12 protein-coding genes are annotated in these 14,214 nt (G+C 80.0%); 1 reads left to right on the top strand and 11 read right to left on the bottom strand.

What is annotated here, in order from left to right; all coding sequences use genetic code 11:
* Positions 1–720: hypothetical protein (locus VER05_RS19700; RefSeq protein WP_324846998.1), on the bottom strand; the 720-nt coding region annotated here is incomplete at its 3' end.
* Positions 721–841: 121 nt separating this feature from the next.
* Here VER05_RS19700 and VER05_RS19695 point away from each other — a divergent pair.
* A complete protein-coding gene (locus tag VER05_RS19695; protein ID WP_324846997.1) occupies positions 842–1,717 on the top strand; it encodes a formate/nitrite transporter family protein in 876 nt (291 codons plus the stop codon).
* A 49-nt stretch (positions 1,718–1,766) separates the two neighbouring features.
* Here VER05_RS19695 and VER05_RS19690 read toward each other — a convergent pair whose 3' ends face one another.
* The 10 genes from VER05_RS19690 to VER05_RS19645 form a co-directional block, all read right to left on the bottom strand.
* On the bottom strand, positions 1,767–2,834 hold the full coding sequence (locus VER05_RS19690; RefSeq protein ID WP_324846996.1) for a M15 family metallopeptidase: 1,068 nt from the start codon (positions 2,832–2,834) through the stop codon (positions 1,767–1,769).
* A gap of 115 nt (positions 2,835–2,949) precedes the next feature.
* On the bottom strand, positions 2,950–3,216 hold the full coding sequence (locus VER05_RS19685) for a hypothetical protein (protein WP_324846995.1): 267 nt from the start codon (positions 3,214–3,216) through the stop codon (positions 2,950–2,952).
* 166 nt (positions 3,217–3,382) lie between these two features.
* Positions 3,383–6,196: an FtsX-like permease family protein gene (locus VER05_RS19680; RefSeq protein WP_324846994.1), complete on the bottom strand. Its 2,814-nt coding sequence runs from the start codon at positions 6,194–6,196 to the stop codon at positions 3,383–3,385.
* A complete protein-coding gene (locus VER05_RS19675; RefSeq protein WP_324846993.1) occupies positions 6,193–9,492 on the bottom strand; it encodes a hypothetical protein in 3,300 nt (1,099 codons plus the stop codon). The genes VER05_RS19680 and VER05_RS19675 overlap by 4 nt, the downstream gene beginning before the upstream one ends.
* The gene (locus tag VER05_RS19670) at positions 9,489–10,253 is read right to left on the bottom strand and encodes an ABC transporter ATP-binding protein (protein ID WP_414647665.1); all 765 of its coding nucleotides are present in this window, start codon (positions 10,251–10,253) and stop codon (positions 9,489–9,491) included. The genes VER05_RS19675 and VER05_RS19670 overlap by 4 nt, the downstream gene beginning before the upstream one ends.
* On the bottom strand, positions 10,250–11,260 hold the full coding sequence (locus tag VER05_RS19665) for an ABC transporter ATP-binding protein (protein WP_324846992.1): 1,011 nt from the start codon (positions 11,258–11,260) through the stop codon (positions 10,250–10,252). Before VER05_RS19665 ends, VER05_RS19670 begins: the two co-directional genes overlap by 4 nt.
* A gap of 163 nt (positions 11,261–11,423) precedes the next feature.
* Positions 11,424–12,065 (bottom strand): DUF3618 domain-containing protein, encoded by a 642-nt coding sequence (locus VER05_RS19660; protein WP_324846991.1) that lies wholly within the window; start codon positions 12,063–12,065, stop codon positions 11,424–11,426.
* Positions 12,058–12,501 (bottom strand): phage holin family protein, encoded by a 444-nt coding sequence (locus tag VER05_RS19655; protein WP_414647666.1) that lies wholly within the window; start codon positions 12,499–12,501, stop codon positions 12,058–12,060. Before VER05_RS19655 ends, VER05_RS19660 begins: the two co-directional genes overlap by 8 nt.
* An 86-nt stretch (positions 12,502–12,587) precedes the next feature.
* A complete protein-coding gene (locus VER05_RS19650; protein WP_324846990.1) occupies positions 12,588–13,469 on the bottom strand; it encodes a hypothetical protein in 882 nt (293 codons plus the stop codon).
* 10 nt (positions 13,470–13,479) lie between these two features.
* Positions 13,480–14,214, bottom strand: a 735-nt coding sequence (locus VER05_RS19645; protein ID WP_324846989.1) for a manganese catalase family protein, incomplete at its 5' end; no start/stop codon positions are given.

Genomic DNA, 14,214 nt, shown 5'->3' with positions numbered 1-14,214 from the left:
GACCGCGGCGGTGAGCCGGGCGTCGACCGCCGTGCGGGCCAGCCCGGCCGCGTCGGCCTCGTCGACGGCCTCCAGCGCGAGGCCGAGCGCCCGCCGGGCCGACGCGCGGGAGCCCCGCGGGTTCTCGGCGGCGAGCCGGCGGCTGGCCTCGACGAAGGTGCGCGCGAGGTTCGCCAGCGCGATCGACGCGCGGTCCGGGTCGCCCGCCGCGAGCCACAGCCGGCGCGCCTGGGTCAGCACGCCCGCGGCCTGCGGCGCGAAGTGCGGCATCGACGTGTAGACGGAGCCGAGGATCGTGAGCACGTCGGCCGTGCCGGCGACGTCGTCGGCCTCGCGGCGGAGCTCGGCCGCGCGGGTCAGCAGGTCGACGGCGTCCTCGGTGTGCCCGAGGTCGTGGTGCACCAGCCCCTGCCGGGCCAGCGCGCGGGACTGCCACACCAGCGCCCCGCGCTCCCGGGCCAGGTGCTCGGCGCGGACCGCGCGCTCCAGCGCCCGGCGGTCCTCCCCCAGCGCGTGGTGCGCGACGGCGGCGTAGTACGCGAGCCGCATCTCGGCACCGCCGGCCCGGCTCGCGACCGCCTCGGCGATGAGGTCCTCGGCCCGCCGGACGCCCGCGCCGGCGTCGGAGTCCGCGAGCAGCGCGACCTCGTCGACCGCGGCCTCCCAGTCGGTGGGCGGTGCGGGTGCTGCCTGTCGTGCGTAGCTCGCTGTGGCCGTCATGGTCCTTCGTCCCGCCCGCGGTCCGTCGCGGGTCTCCTGTGACATCGGGCCCCCGACCTGCGGTGATGAGCCGATCCGCCGCTCTTCACCCGGACGTCCGTGGTGTGGCAGCCTGTGCGCGGTGAGCGCCGCCGACCCCCAGTCCCTCTTCCCGGGCAAGCAGTTCATCAGCACCGCCCTCGAGGTGCTGGAGACCAAGACGACGATGTCCGGCGGCCTGGCCCGGCGGTACCTGCAGCGCGCGGCGATGGCCGGCGTGCTCATCGGGCTGCTGTACGCCACGTACTACGCGGTGCTCGGCGCGTTCGCCGGCATCGGCGACGGCTCGGTGCGCCCGGTGGGGCGGCTGGTCGGCGCGGTGGTGTTCGGCTGGGCGCTGGTGTTCATCTACTACTCGCGGTCCGAGCTGCTGACCTCGAACATGATGATCGTCTCGATCGGCGCCTACCACCGCCGGACCAGCTGGCTGCGGGCGCTGCGGATGCTCGGGCTCTGCTACCTGGGCAACCTCGCCGGGGGCCTGTTCGTCGCGGTCCTGCTCCGGCTGTCCACGATCGCCGACGGGGCCCCGATGGACGAGATGGTCGCGTCGGTCGAGCACAAGCTCGCCTACGTCACCGACGGGCCCGGCGGCTGGGTGGACCTGCTGGTGCGCGCGGTGCTGTGCAACTTCTGCATCAACGTCGCGATGCTGCTCGTCTACAACGGGCTGATCAAGGACGACCTCACGAAGTGCCTGGTCATGATCACGTCCGTGTTCATCTTCGCGTTCCTCGGCCTGGAGCACTCCGTCGCGAACACCGTGCTGTTCTCGATCGTCGGGCTGCAGGAGGGCCTGGACGTCGCGGCGGCGGCCGGGAACGTCGCCATCGCGCTGATCGGGAACTTCATCGGCGGCGGGCTGCTCATCGGCCTGTACTACGCGTACGTGAACGACGACTCGCAGTGGCTGCGGCAGCAGGGCCGCGGGACGAGCACGCCCGACGACCCGCGCTGAGCCGGCCGCCGCGCCCGGCGGCCGGGGTCCCGCGGCGGGCGGCGCGCGGTCAGCGGTAGTCCGGGCCGCCGGGCAGCCCGAACACCTCCTCCAGCGTCGTCACCCCGCGGCGCTGCATCTCCGTCACCAGGTCCGAGCCCACCCACCGCAGGTGCCAGCCCTCCGGCGCGTAGCCGGTCACCGCGCGGTTGTCGGCCGTGTACCGCACGAGGAAGCCGAACTCCCCCGCGCGCGCCGCGAGCCACCGGCCCTCGACCGTGTCGGCGAAGCAGTCCTGGAAGTCGCAGTCCGGCCGGCTCGTGCTGCCGACGTCCACGGCGAGCCCCGTCTGGTGCTCGCTGTACCCGGGCCGGGCGCTCACCTCCTCCGCGCGCACCTGGCCGACCCGGGCGACGAGGTCGGCGTGCACCCGCACCTGGGAGTCGTACGACCGGTACGCGCTGAGCAGCGTCAGGCCGACGCCGTCGGCCGCCGCCGCCGCGAGCATCTGCTCCAGCGGCTGCGCGACCTCGGGGCGGACCTGGTAGCCGGCGACGACGGCCAGCCCGGCGGGCGCCCAGTCCGCGGGCGCGAGCGGCAGCGCCTTGTTCACGACGACCCACGGGCTCGCCGGGTCCCCGGTGGGGTGCAGGGCGAGGTCGAGGCCCGCCGGGGCGGGCGGCTGCAGGGTCGCGGGCGCGGTCGGGACGTCCGGGAGCGGCACCGGGCCGCGCACGACGCCGGGGTCGGAGACGTCGGCGGGACGGGGCGTGAGCAGCTCACCGAGTGCCGACGGTGCCGGGGTGCGCGGCTCGGCGGCCGGAGGCGGGGCGTCGGGCCGGGCGGCGTCGGGCCGGGCGGCATCGGGCCCGGCGGCCTCGGGCGGGGCGGGCGCCACCGGCGGCGTGTCCTGGAGGGCCACCGCGGCGAGCAGGCCGCCGAGCACGGCGACCGAGACGACCTGCGCCGGCCGCGCGAGCCGCCGCGTGGTGTCCCGACGCGGGCGGGGCCCGGGGTCCGTTCCGGGCCCGGGGTGCGCGCCGAGCTCGGGGTGCGCACCCGGGTCGGGGCTGCCGGGGCCCGGCGTCCGGTGCGCGACGCGACGCCGTCCGCGGCGGTGCTCGGGGCGCGTCGTCACGTCATCGCTCCTGATCGGGGGGATCGCTGGTGGTCGCCCCCAGTCTCCGACGAATCGCCCCGGAGGAACAGCCCGACCAGCCCGGTCCGGCACGGGGTCGGGCCGCGGCGCCCGACTAGCCCACGCCCAGGTCCCGCGCCAACGCGCCCAGGGCCACCGAGTGCCGGCGGTCCTCGAGGGCGAGCCCGCCGTCCCGGGTGCGGCGGACCGAGCCGGCGAGCAGCAGCTCGTCGACCGCGGCGGCGACCCCCTCGTCGGCGCAGCGGCGCGCCAGCTCGGCCGCGGACATCGGGCGGCCGAGCAGCACCGCGAGCATCCTGGCCTTGGTCAGCGGGTCGGTGGCGCCGTCGAGCGCGGCGCCGGGTCGGGACTGGGTCGGCACGCGCGTCTCCCCCGGGTCGGAGCGCGGCGCCGGTCCGCCGCGGCTCGTCGCACCAGGATGCGCGGCGCGCGCGGGGCAGGGTGGTCGGATGGGTGGCGGGCGCGCCCATGTTGAGTGGCGACATCGGAGCAGGTGCGTGGCGCGCACCCGGTACCCGCGTACCGCGTCACCCGCCCGTGCGCAGCACCTCGCCGAGCCGGTGCGTGCGCCGCCGCGCGTGCTCCACCCGCAGCACCGCGGCCCCCGCCGCGACCCCCGCGAGGACGGGCAGCGCCGCGGCGCCCCACGCGACGGGTCCCGGCGCCCCGGACGCCGGCGCGCCCCCCAGCCCGAGCGGGACCAGCACCACCGCGGCCACCGCGCACCCGAGCGCGGCGCCGGCCGCCGTCGCGAGCAGCGCCGCGGGCAGCACCTCGCCCGCCGCGACCCGGCGCGCCTCGCTGTCCGTGAGGCCGACGGTGCGCAGCGTGTCGAGGGCGCGCCGTCGCGCCGGGCCGCCCGCCGCGGCGGCGACCAGCACGGCGAGCGCGACGAACGCGAGCAGCAGGGCCACGGACCCGGCCGCCGCCCCCACGAGCGCGCGCGGCAGCACGTCGGCGCGGAGGTCGTGCAGGACGGCCGACCGCGTCGTCACCGCGCCGTCGCCGGCCGGCGGGGCCGCGCGCACCGCGTCCGCCGCGCCGGGGCCGACCAGCCACGCCGTCGTCGGGGGCGCGGCGTCCCAGCCGCCGAGGTCGGCGACGTCCACCACCACGACCGGCCGGTCGTCGGCCGTGCCCGCCGACGGCCGGGGCACGGCGAGCCCGGGCAGCGCCCGCACGGTGCGGTCCGCCCCGTCCCAGCGCAGCACGACCTCGCCCGCGGGCGCGGGCGCGGCGTCCCCGGACGATCCCGGCGCGCCCGCGCCGACGCCCGCGGGCAGGGCCGCCGCCAGCGCCGCCAGCGCGGCCGGGTCCCCCGCCACCACGTCGACGCGGATGGCGCCGTCCGCCGTGCGCGCGGGGACGTCCCGGGCGACCCGGGCCGCCGCCGCGGCGGTCACCCCCGGCGCCCGCGCCCAGCCCGCCGCGGCCGCGACGACGGCCGGGTCGGGCGCGCCGTCCACCCGCGCGTCACCGCCGACGGCGGCCCATGCGGCCGCGTCCTGCCCGTCCCGGACGGCCACGACCGCCGACGCCCCCACGACGACCAGCGCCGCGGCCGTGGCGGCCGCCAGGAGCGGCAGCGCGGCCAGCCCGTCGGACCGGGCGCGGGCGACCGCCAGCACCCCCACCGCCCGCCGGGACCGCTCGGCGAGCGGGGCGAGGCGGGCGACCAGCGCGGGCAGCACCCGCGCGACCAGCACCGCGCCGACCGCGGCGAGCAGCGCGGGCGCCGCGGCCGCGAGCAGGTCGGGCGAGGCGGTCGGCCCCGCGCCGCCGCCCGCCGCGCCGGCGCCGCCCGTCCCGCCCGCGCCCCCGGCCCCGCCCGTGCCGCCCCCGCCCGCACCCAGCGCCACCACCGAGCCCGCCGCGACGACCGCGAGGACCAGCTCCGCCGCCAGCCGCCGCGCGCGGGCGTCCGCGCGCCCGGTCCCGGCGAGCCGCCGGCCCGGGTCCGCGGCGCCGTGCGCCAGGCGCAGCGCCGCCACCGGCAGCGCGAGCACCGCGACGCCCGCGACGGCGAGCACCGCGCCGACCGGCACCGCCCCCGGCACGACCGCGGCGGCCGCGAGCAGACCGGCACCGACCCCGGCGCCGACCACCACGACCGCCTCGGCGCCGAGCTCCGCCGCCAGCGCGGGCAGCGTCGCCCCGCGGGTCCGCCGGGTCGCGAGCTCGCCGGACCGCCGCCGGGCGAGCAGGCCGGCCGTGAGCACCAGCAGCAGGGCGCCCACCGCGACGCCGCCGACGACCAGGGCGGTCGCCGCGGCGCGCGCCGCCGCCAGCTCGGCCGCCGCCGCACGCAGCACGCCGACCGCGCTCGAGTGCAGCGACCCCCCGGCGGCGCCCCAGCCGATCGTCCCCGGCGACGCCTGCAGCGCCGGGAGCTCGCCGAGCACCCGGTCCGCGGCGGCGGCCCCCACCCGCCCGGGCTCGAACGCGACCCGGACGGTCCGCTGCACGTCGCGCGGCCCGACCGCCGCGACCGCGGCCGCCAGGGAGTCGTCCGAGAGCAGGGCGGCCGCCGTCGTCGTGGTGGCCGGGCCGGTCCGCGACACCCGGGGCTCGAGCAGGTCCGGAACGTCGAGCCAGGCCGCGGCGCCCGGGTCGACCGGGCGGAACACGCCCGACACCACCGCCTCGACCGGGCCGCCGTCGGCGGCGACGAGGTGCAGGGGATCGCCCGTCGTCGCGCCGACGGCCCCGGCGACCGCCTCGGAGAGCGCGACCTGGACGGGCGCGGGCTCGGGCTCGTCGCCCGGGTCGTCCGCGCCCGGGTCCGCGCCGGCCGTCCCGGCGTCCCCGGCGTCCCCGTCGTCCGCGGCCCCCCGCGGGGGCGGCCCCGCCGGCTCCGCCCCCGCCACCCAGGCCACGGCACCCTCCGCCGGGGTCCACACCAGCCGCAGGGTCGTCTCCCCCGGCGGCGGGGCGGGGTCGTCCGCGTCGACGGCCAGGGCCAGCGGCCGCGAGGCGGTGGAGACCACGGGGGCCCGCAGCACGTCCCCGAGCCGCGGGGCCAGCCCCGCGCCGACCTGGTCCGCCGCCTGCCGCGACAGCTCCGCGGAGCCGTCGTACCCCTGCCCGGTCTCGGTGAAGGCGGTCGCGGTCGTCGCGACGAGGTCCGCGTCGGCGCCCGCCCGCGCGACCGCCGCCCGCACCGCCGCGTCCGACACCCGCGCCACCGCCCGCGGCACCGTGGCGGACAGCGCCACGACGAGCGCGACGAGCACCGCCACGAGCGCGAGCGGGCCGGCCTGCGCGGCCGAGCGCCGCGGCAGGGTGCCGAGGTCGAGGCCCGCCCGGCGGCGCGCGCGCGGGGTCCGGTGCCGCCCGGTCACTCGGCGTCCCCGAGCCGCAGGTGCGCGGCGGACGCCGACCGCACGAGCCCGGTCACGACCGGCAGCACCACCGCCGCCGACCCGACGAGCAGCACCGCCGCGATCGCGCCCGCGGCCGGCCACGACCACACCGCCAGCGCGTCGGGGACCGGCCGGCCCCCGGTCGCGGAGATGGTCAGCGCCGGCGCGAGCGCGCGCGCCACGGCCGCCCCCGCGGCGGTGCCGGCGGCGACCGCGAGCACGTCGAGCACCAGGTGCTGCAGCACGTGCGTGCCGGCCACCGCCCGCGGCGCGGCGCCGACGGCGAGCAGCCGGGCGACCTCCGGGCCGCGGTCCTCGGCCGTCTCCGCCGCGTGCAGGGCGGCCCCGACCAGGGCCAGCGCCACCGCGGCGAGGACGAGGAGGCCGAGCGCGGCGAGCACCCCGACCCGCAGCGGCCCGGCCCGCAGGTCGTCGGCGACCTCGGCCCGGGTGGTGACCGCCGCCCCGGCGTCCCGGAGGGCGGCCGCGTCGGCGTCCGCCGGGAGCCACCACGCGTCCACCAGGGGGGCCGTCTCCGCCTCGCCGATGGCCACCCGGGACAGCGTGCGGAGGTCGGCGAGCACCGCGGGGCCGGCCACCGCGCCCGGGAGGTACGGGGCGACCGCCACGACCGTGGCGGGCAGCGCCGTGCCGCCGACCGCCACCTGGAGCGGGTCGCCCGGCTCCAGGCCGGCCCCGGCCGCGAGGTCGGCCGTGACCACGACGGGCAGCTCCGCCGCCGGGGCGAAGGCCGTGAGCACCAGCACGGTCGGCAGGTAGGACGCGCGCGCGACGTCGACCTCGCCGGTGCCGCGCACCGACCCCGCGCCGACCGCCACCCCGGCGTCGGACAGGGACTGGTTCCGCAGCGTCGCGGCGGTCGGCCGGGCGGACCACCCGCCGGCGCCGGGCGGGGGCCCCTCGGCGCCGGGCGGGGGCCCGTCGGCGCCGGGCGGGTGGTCCCAGGCCACGTCGACCACGACGTCCGCGAGCCCGCCGACGCCCTCGTCGAGCACCGCCCCGGTGCTGACCTGCAGCGTGACCGCCAGCACCCGCGCGCCGCCGTCGGGCGCGGCGAACCCGCCGGGGGCGGTCAGCGGCACGGCCCGCTCCGTCCCGTCCAGCGGCACCGGCTCCCCCAGCGCCCGGACCCGCACCCCGTGCCCGTCGTCGAGCACGAGCGCGGCGGTCACCGACTGGGGGTAGGTGCTGCTGGTGGTCCCGGACACGCGGACGGCGAGCGCGCCGCCGTCGGCGCTGATCGGCAGCGCCGCGGCCAGCTCGTCGTCCGGCGGCGCGAGCGCCGCGGTGAGCCCGGCCCAGGTGGTCCCGTCCGGCAGCCGGCCGGCGAGCACGGCGGCCCCGGTGTCGACCGCCAGCAGCCGGGGCTCGGCGTCCTCCGGCCCGGACACCGCGAGGGTGCCGAACCCCGTCACCCGGTCCGTGACCGGCAGCGCGTCGCCGCCCGCCGCCGCGCGCGCCGTGGCGCCCTGCGCGGTCGGCGACCCCGGCACGTCGGCCGCGACGACGGCGGCCGGCACCAGCGCCTCGGCCTGCTCCGCCTGCGACCGCGACCAGGTGGCGCCCCAGCCCGCGCCGAACGTCGCCGCCGCGGCGGCGAGCACCAGGAGCAGCAGCGCGACGGCGGCGCGCGGGCGGCGGGCGACGTCGAGCGCGGCCAGCGGCAGCACGAACCGCCGCGACCGGCGGGCGGCCCGCTCGGCCGGCCGGGCGAGCAGCGGCACGACGCGCAGCACGACGACCGAGGCCGCGACCAGCGCGAGCACCGGCGCGAGCACCCGGACCGCGTCCGCGGGCCCGCCCGCGCGCAGCCGGAGCGCCGCGAGCACGGCGACCGCGACGAGGAGCAGGTCGCCGCCCGACCGGGCGAGCCGGGACGCCGTGCCGGCCCGCGCGCGCCGGCCGCCGGGGCGCCGTGCCGCGGGCGCGACGAGCGCGACCAGCAGCGCCGCCGCCCCCGCCGCGACGGTCACGACGAGCGCCGCCGGCACCCCCGACGGCGCCGTGATCCCCGCGCCGGCCACCAGCGGCACGGCCGTCAGGGCGCGGTACGCCGCGAGGCCGAGCGGGACGGCCAGCGCACCGGCGGCCACCACGACGGCCGCGGCCTCGGCGGTCGCCAGCCCGAGCAGCTGCCCCCGGCCGGCGCCGCGGTCGAGCAGCAGCGCCCGCTCCGGGGCCCGCCGCGCGGCCAGCAGCCGGCCCGCGAGCAGCAGCGCGGCCGCCGCCAGCGCGATCGCGACCAGGCCCGACGTCAGCACCGCCGCGCCCGCGACGCCGTGCTGGGTCGCCGTCGCGCGCACCGTGGCGGGGAACGAGGTGCGGACGACCGCGCGGTCCGCGCGCTCGCCGAGCGCGTCGACCAGGGCGGACCGGAGCCGGGCGACGTCCCGCGCGGCCCCCTGGAGCGCCGCGACCGGCACCCCGGCCCCGTCGGGCACCAGCGCCGCCGTCACCGCGCCGACCCCGGTGCCGTCGGCCGGCAGGGCGCCCGGCGCCACCACGAGCGGGCCGTACGCGGGCGACGACTTCCGCCCGGAGGTGCCGGGCCGGGGGTGGTCCGGGTCCAGCCCCGCGCCGCCGAGCAGGTCGCGCTGCCACACGGGCGTGCCGGGGTCACCCCGGTGCAGCGGCTGGAACACGCCGACCACCCGCACCGTGGTGCGCGCGGCCGCGGCGGGGGCGTCGGGCGACGGGGCCAGGTCGAGCGCGTCGCCGGGCGCCAGGCCCAGCGCGGCGGCCGTGGCGGCGGGGACGGCCACGTCGACGACCCCCGGCGGGCCGGTCGCGTCGCCGTCCGCGCCCCCGCCGGCCGCGGGCCACGCCCCCGCCACCAGCCGCGCGACGTCCGCGAGGTCCGCGGCGTCCGCCAGGTAGGCGTAGCCCGGGTCCGTCGACCCGTCGCCGGGCAGCGCCAGGAGCGGCGACTCCGTCCACACCGACGCGGTCGCGGGCAGCGGCGCGAGCGCGTCGGCGACCACCGCGGTGAGGTCGGGCACCAGCGCGTCGCGGTCGGCGGCGACCGCCCCCGCGGGGGGCACCACCCGCGCGACCACCTGCGTCCCGCTCGCCCCCGCCGCGGACAGGGCGGCGTCGAGCGCGTCCCGGCGCCCGGCGGTGAGCAGCAGCCCGCACGCGGCCAGCACGGTGAGCGCGACCAGCGCCGTGGCGGTGACCGCGGCGAGCAGCGGCCACTGCGCCCGGGCGCGGTGCAGCGCCAGCACGGGCACCTCCCGGGCCCAGGCGGCGCTCATCCGGGCAGCACGCGACCGTCGACCAGGCGCACGGCCCGGTCCGCGAGGCCGATCATCACCGGGTCGTGGGTCGACACGACCGCCGCCATGCCCTCCGCCTCGACCACCGCGCGGATCAGCGCCATCACCGCCAGGCCGGTCTCGGTGTCGAGCTGCCCGGTGGGTTCGTCCGCGATCAGCAGCCGCGGGGAGCCGGCCAGGGCGCGGGCGATCGCCACCCGCTGCTGCTGCCCGCCGGACAGCTCGTCGGGGCGGAGGGCGGCGTACCCGTCCAGACCGACGAGCCGCAGCAGCAGGGCGACCCGGCGCTCGCGGTCGGCGACCGGCAGCGCGCGCAGCCGCAGCGGCACGGCCACGTTCTCCGCGGCGCTCAGCACCGGGACGAGCCCGAACGTCTGGAACACGAACGCGACGACGTCCCGTCGCAGCCGGACCTGCCCGGCGGCGTCCAGGGTGGCGACGTCGGTGCCGTCGACGTGCACGGACCCGGCGTCCGGGCGGTCGAGCCCGCCGACCACGTTGAGCAGCGTGGTCTTGCCCGAGCCGGACCGGCCGACCAGGGCGACGAGCTCGCCGGGCGCGACGTCCAGGTCGACCCCGCGCAGCGCGTGCACGGCCGCACGGCCGGCCCCGTAGGTGCGGTGCACCCCGCGGACCCGCACCAGCGGCGCCGTGCCCGGGGCCGCGCCGCGGGCCGCGGCGGGGGCGTCGTCCCCCGCGACCGGCGCCGTCCCGGCGGGCGCCGTCGGCTCGCCGGTCACGCGGCACCGTGCCGGCGCCGCCGCACGGTCGGGCCCGGGGCGCCGGCGCCGGGACCGCCCGCGCCCGGACCGCCCGCACCGCCGGAGCCGTCCGGCCGCACCGCCACGTGGTCCGCCTCGAGCTGCAGCCGCACCCGCCGCGTCAGGTCGAGGGCCTCGCGGTACTCCCGCGGCACCTGCACCCGGCCCGCCCGGTCCATGACGGCGTACTCCTCGGCCACCACCGCCGCCGCCCCGTCGTCGCCGACCTGCGCGCGCCGCAGCACCTCGCTGCTGGTCCGCCCGTCCCGGATCGCCACCGTGCGCTCCACCTGCCCGCTCACCGCCGGGTCGTGGGTCACCACGACGACCGTCGTGCCGGCGTCCCGCTGCGCGGCGCGCAGGGCGTCGAACACCTGCTGCCCCGTCGCGGTGTCCAGCTCGCCCGTCGGCTCGTCCGCGAGCAGCAGCCGGGGCGCGTTGGCGAGCGCGACCGCGATCGCGACGCGCTGCTGCTCGCCGCCGGACAGCTCCCCCGGACGGCGGCCGCCCGCGTCGGCGAGCCCCACCAGGTCCAGCAGCTCGCCCACCCGCGCGGCCCGGGTCCGCCGGGGCGCCCCGGCCAGGGTGAGCGGCAGCGCGACGTTCTGCCGCGCGGTCAGGTACGGCACCAGGTTGCGCGCGGTCTGCTGCCGGACGGTGCCGACGACCGTGCGGCGGTACGCCACCCGGTCCCGGGCGCTCAGCGCCCCGAGGTCCCACCGCCCGACCCGGACCCGGCCGGCGCTCGGCGCGTCGGCGGCCGACAGGATGCGCAGCAGGGTCGACTTCCCGGACCCCGACGCGCCCACGACGGCGACCATCTCGCCGGCGTGCACCAGCAGGTCGAGCCCCTGGAGGGCCTGCACCTCGACGCCCCCGGACCGGAAGATGCGCACGACGGCGTCGCACGCGACGAGGGCCTCGCTGCCGAACTCCTCGGGCGCGGCGAGCCGCTCCCCGAGCTCCTCCACGACGCTGCGCTGCACGGTGCCCCTCCTCGGACGACGGCGGGACTGTACCCCGCGCGTCGCCGCACGTCACCGGCGCGCGTGCGGGCGTCACCCGCACGCGCCGGGCCCGGGCCGGCGCGGGACGGCGCGACGCCGCCCCGGGGGCGCGGTGCTCCCGGGGCGGCGTCGTCGGCGCGGGTCAGCCCTGCTGCGGGGCCTGCCGCACCTCCTGGGCCGAGTCCTGGGCCTGGTCCTTCAGGTCGCTCGCGGCCTGGGTGCCCTGCTCCTTGACGGAGTCGACCGCCTCGGTGGCGCGCTCCTTGACCTGGTCGACGGCCTGCTGCGCCGGCTCGCGCAGCTCGTCGACGACCTGGCTCGCCGCCTCCTTGACCTGCGGCGCGAGCTGCTGCGCCTGGTCCTTGACCGCCTGCGCCGCCTGCTGCTCCTTCTGCGAGGACGGCAGCAGCGACGCCGCGAGCCAGCCCACGCCGAAGGCGATCAGGCCCGCGGCCAGGGGGTTGCCCTCGGTCTTGCGCGCGACGGTCGACGGCGCGCCCTGCACGCCCTCGGCGAGGCCGTGCGCCGCGCTCTTCGCCGAGTCGGCCGCGGAGTGCGCCGAGCCCGACGCGCTGCCCGTCGCCCCGCTCACGGTGTCACGGGCGTCGTGCACGGTGCCCATGACCCGGTCGCGGACCGAGCCGACCTTGCTGCGGACCTTGTCCGCCTGGCGGTGCGCCACCTGGCGCGGGTCCAGCGCGTCGCCCACCGCGTCCACGTTCGCGCTCAGGTCGGCGCGGGTGGCCTCGATCCGGGCGCGGATCTCGTCCGGGTTCTCACTCATGGTTCGCCTCCTCGTCACCCTTGAGGGCGTTCGGGATCTTCTTGACCGTCTCCGCCGTACGCGGTGCGCCCTTGACGCGCTGCAGCTCGGAGCGACCGCGCAGCGCGAGCACGGCCGCGATGACGCCCCAGATGACCGCCACGACCAGCGCCGACCAGGCGTGGCCGAGCGGGTGGGCCAGCGCCCACCACAGCGCGATGGACAGGAACAGCAGCACGAAGTGCCCCGCGACGCCCGCACCCGCGAGCATCCCGCTGCCCCGGCCGGCGCGCTTCGCCGACTGCGTCAGCTCGGCCTTCGCCAGCTCGACCTCCTGGCGCACCAGCGCCGACAGGTCCTGCGTGACGTTGCCGATCAGGTCGCCGAGCGACGGGCGCTCGCCGCCGGCCCCGGCCGGTGCCGTCCCCGCCGGCGCCGACCCGGGTGCGTCTCCCAGGGGAGGGACGCCCGCCGTGCCGCCCGTGCCCGCACCACCGGGACCCGCGCCGGGGGCCGCGGCGACGGTCGGGTCCCCCGGCCCGGTCACGGCTGGTCCTCGCGGCGGAGGCCGGCCAGCGGGTCGCCGCCCGCGGTGCCGGCGTCGTCCGTCGTGGGCAGGTGGCCGGGCGTCGGGGCGACCGGGGCGTCGCCGCCCGCCGCCGCCCACGCCTGCTCCTCGGAGCCGAGGCCGCCGTCGTCGGCCGGTTCCGGCTCGCGGTGCTGGCCGGCGCCGAACTCGGCGTCGACGTCGGTCACCTCGGCCGTGCCCCCCGCGACCACGCCCGGCCCGCCCGTGGCGCCGAGCACCCCGGAGAGGTCCTGGGTGGTGGCGGCCGGCGACCCGCCCGCGGAGCCCGCGGTGGGCGTGGACAGGCCGGTGGTGGAGCCCGCGAGGCCCGCGCCGGCGGACCCGCCCGACGTGCCGGTGGACCCGGTCGACGGGGGCGCGTCCTTCAGGCCGCGGGTCAGCCGCCCGGCGAGGACGCCGGCGCCGGCGGCCAGGGCCAGGAAGACGCCGGGACGCCGCCGCGCGAAGTCGGTGACCTCGCCCAGCACGTCGCCCGGCTCGCGGTTCTCCAGCCAGGACGCCACGGAGCCGGTGCGCCCGGCCACCTGGCGCACCAGGTCCGCCGCCAGGCCGCCCTGCTCCGAGCCGTCGGCCATCCGGCCGAGCTCGTCGCCCAGCGACCGGAGGCTGGACGCCGCCCGCGCCTGCTGGTCGGACGCCTGGCTCGTCAGACCCGCCCGCGCCTCGCCCAGCAGGTCCCGGGCCTGGCCCTTCGCCTCGGCGACGACGTCCGCCGCCTGACCCTTCGCCTCGTGCAGCACCCCCTGGCCGCTGTCCGCGGCCGCGTGCGCCAGTCCGGACGCCTGCTCCTTCGCGGTGCCCACCGCTGCGGCAGCGCCGCTGTCGTTCGTGCTCATCGCGTCCTCCTCACTCGCTCTTGAAGGTGTCCTTCAGCTTTCCTGCGGCCTTCTCCACGGGGTTCGGCTTCGCCGTCGTCCCGTACAGCCGCGGGTCGGGCTGCGTGGGCGGCGGCATCGGCACGCCCGCCGGGGGCTCGGCGACGTAGCTGAACTCGCCGAGGCCGTCCGGGGTCGGACCCGAGGCCCAGGAGCCCTTGTCCGCGTCCGTGCCGTTCGAGAAGTTGATGTACTGGTACGAGACCTCGCGGTGCTCCTGCCCGATGGGGAAGTTGCTCGGGGTCGGGATGCCCTCGAAGCCCTCCTCCTGCAGCTCGCGCGCGGCGGCGATCCACTGGTTCTGGTGCATGGTGTCGCGTGCCAGCAGGAACGCGAGCATGTCCCGCACGCCGCTGTCGTCGGTCATGTGGTACAGCCGCGCCACCTGCACCCGGCCTTGCATCTCGGCGTTCGCGTTCGCCTGGAAGTCGGCCAGCAGGTTGCCGCTCGCGGTGATGTACCCCGCGCTCCACGGGTTGCCGTTGCTGTCGACCGGGCGCGCCCCGGCGCCGGCGACGATCGCGTGCTGGACGTCCGTGCCGCCGACGACCGCCGCGATGGTCGGGTCGTTCTGCACGGCCTCCTCGGTGATCCCGATCGGGGCCTTCTCCAGCAGCTGGGCGATCATCGTCGCCAGCATCTCGACGTGGCCGAACTCCTCGGCGCCGATGCCGTACAGCAGGTCGCGGTACTTGCCGGGCAGGTG

The organism is Cellulomonas sp. (genome assembly GCF_035634735.1).
Classification (GTDB): Bacteria; Actinomycetota; Actinomycetes; order Actinomycetales; family Cellulomonadaceae; genus Cellulomonas.
This window is presented reverse-complemented; position numbering and strand designations above follow the sequence as displayed.

Excerpts from the sequence above, each read along its gene's own strand:
- VER05_RS19675 (WP_324846993.1), bottom strand. The coding sequence starts at position 9,492 with ATGAGCGCCGCCTGGGCCCGGGAGGTGCCCGTGCTGGCGCTGCACCGC.
- VER05_RS19660 (WP_324846991.1), bottom strand. The coding sequence starts at position 12,065 with ATGAGTGAGAACCCGGACGAGATCCGCGCCCGGATCGAGGCCACCCGC.
- VER05_RS19650 (WP_324846990.1), bottom strand. The coding sequence starts at position 13,469 with ATGAGCACGAACGACAGCGGCGCTGCCGCAGCGGTGGGCACCGCGAAG.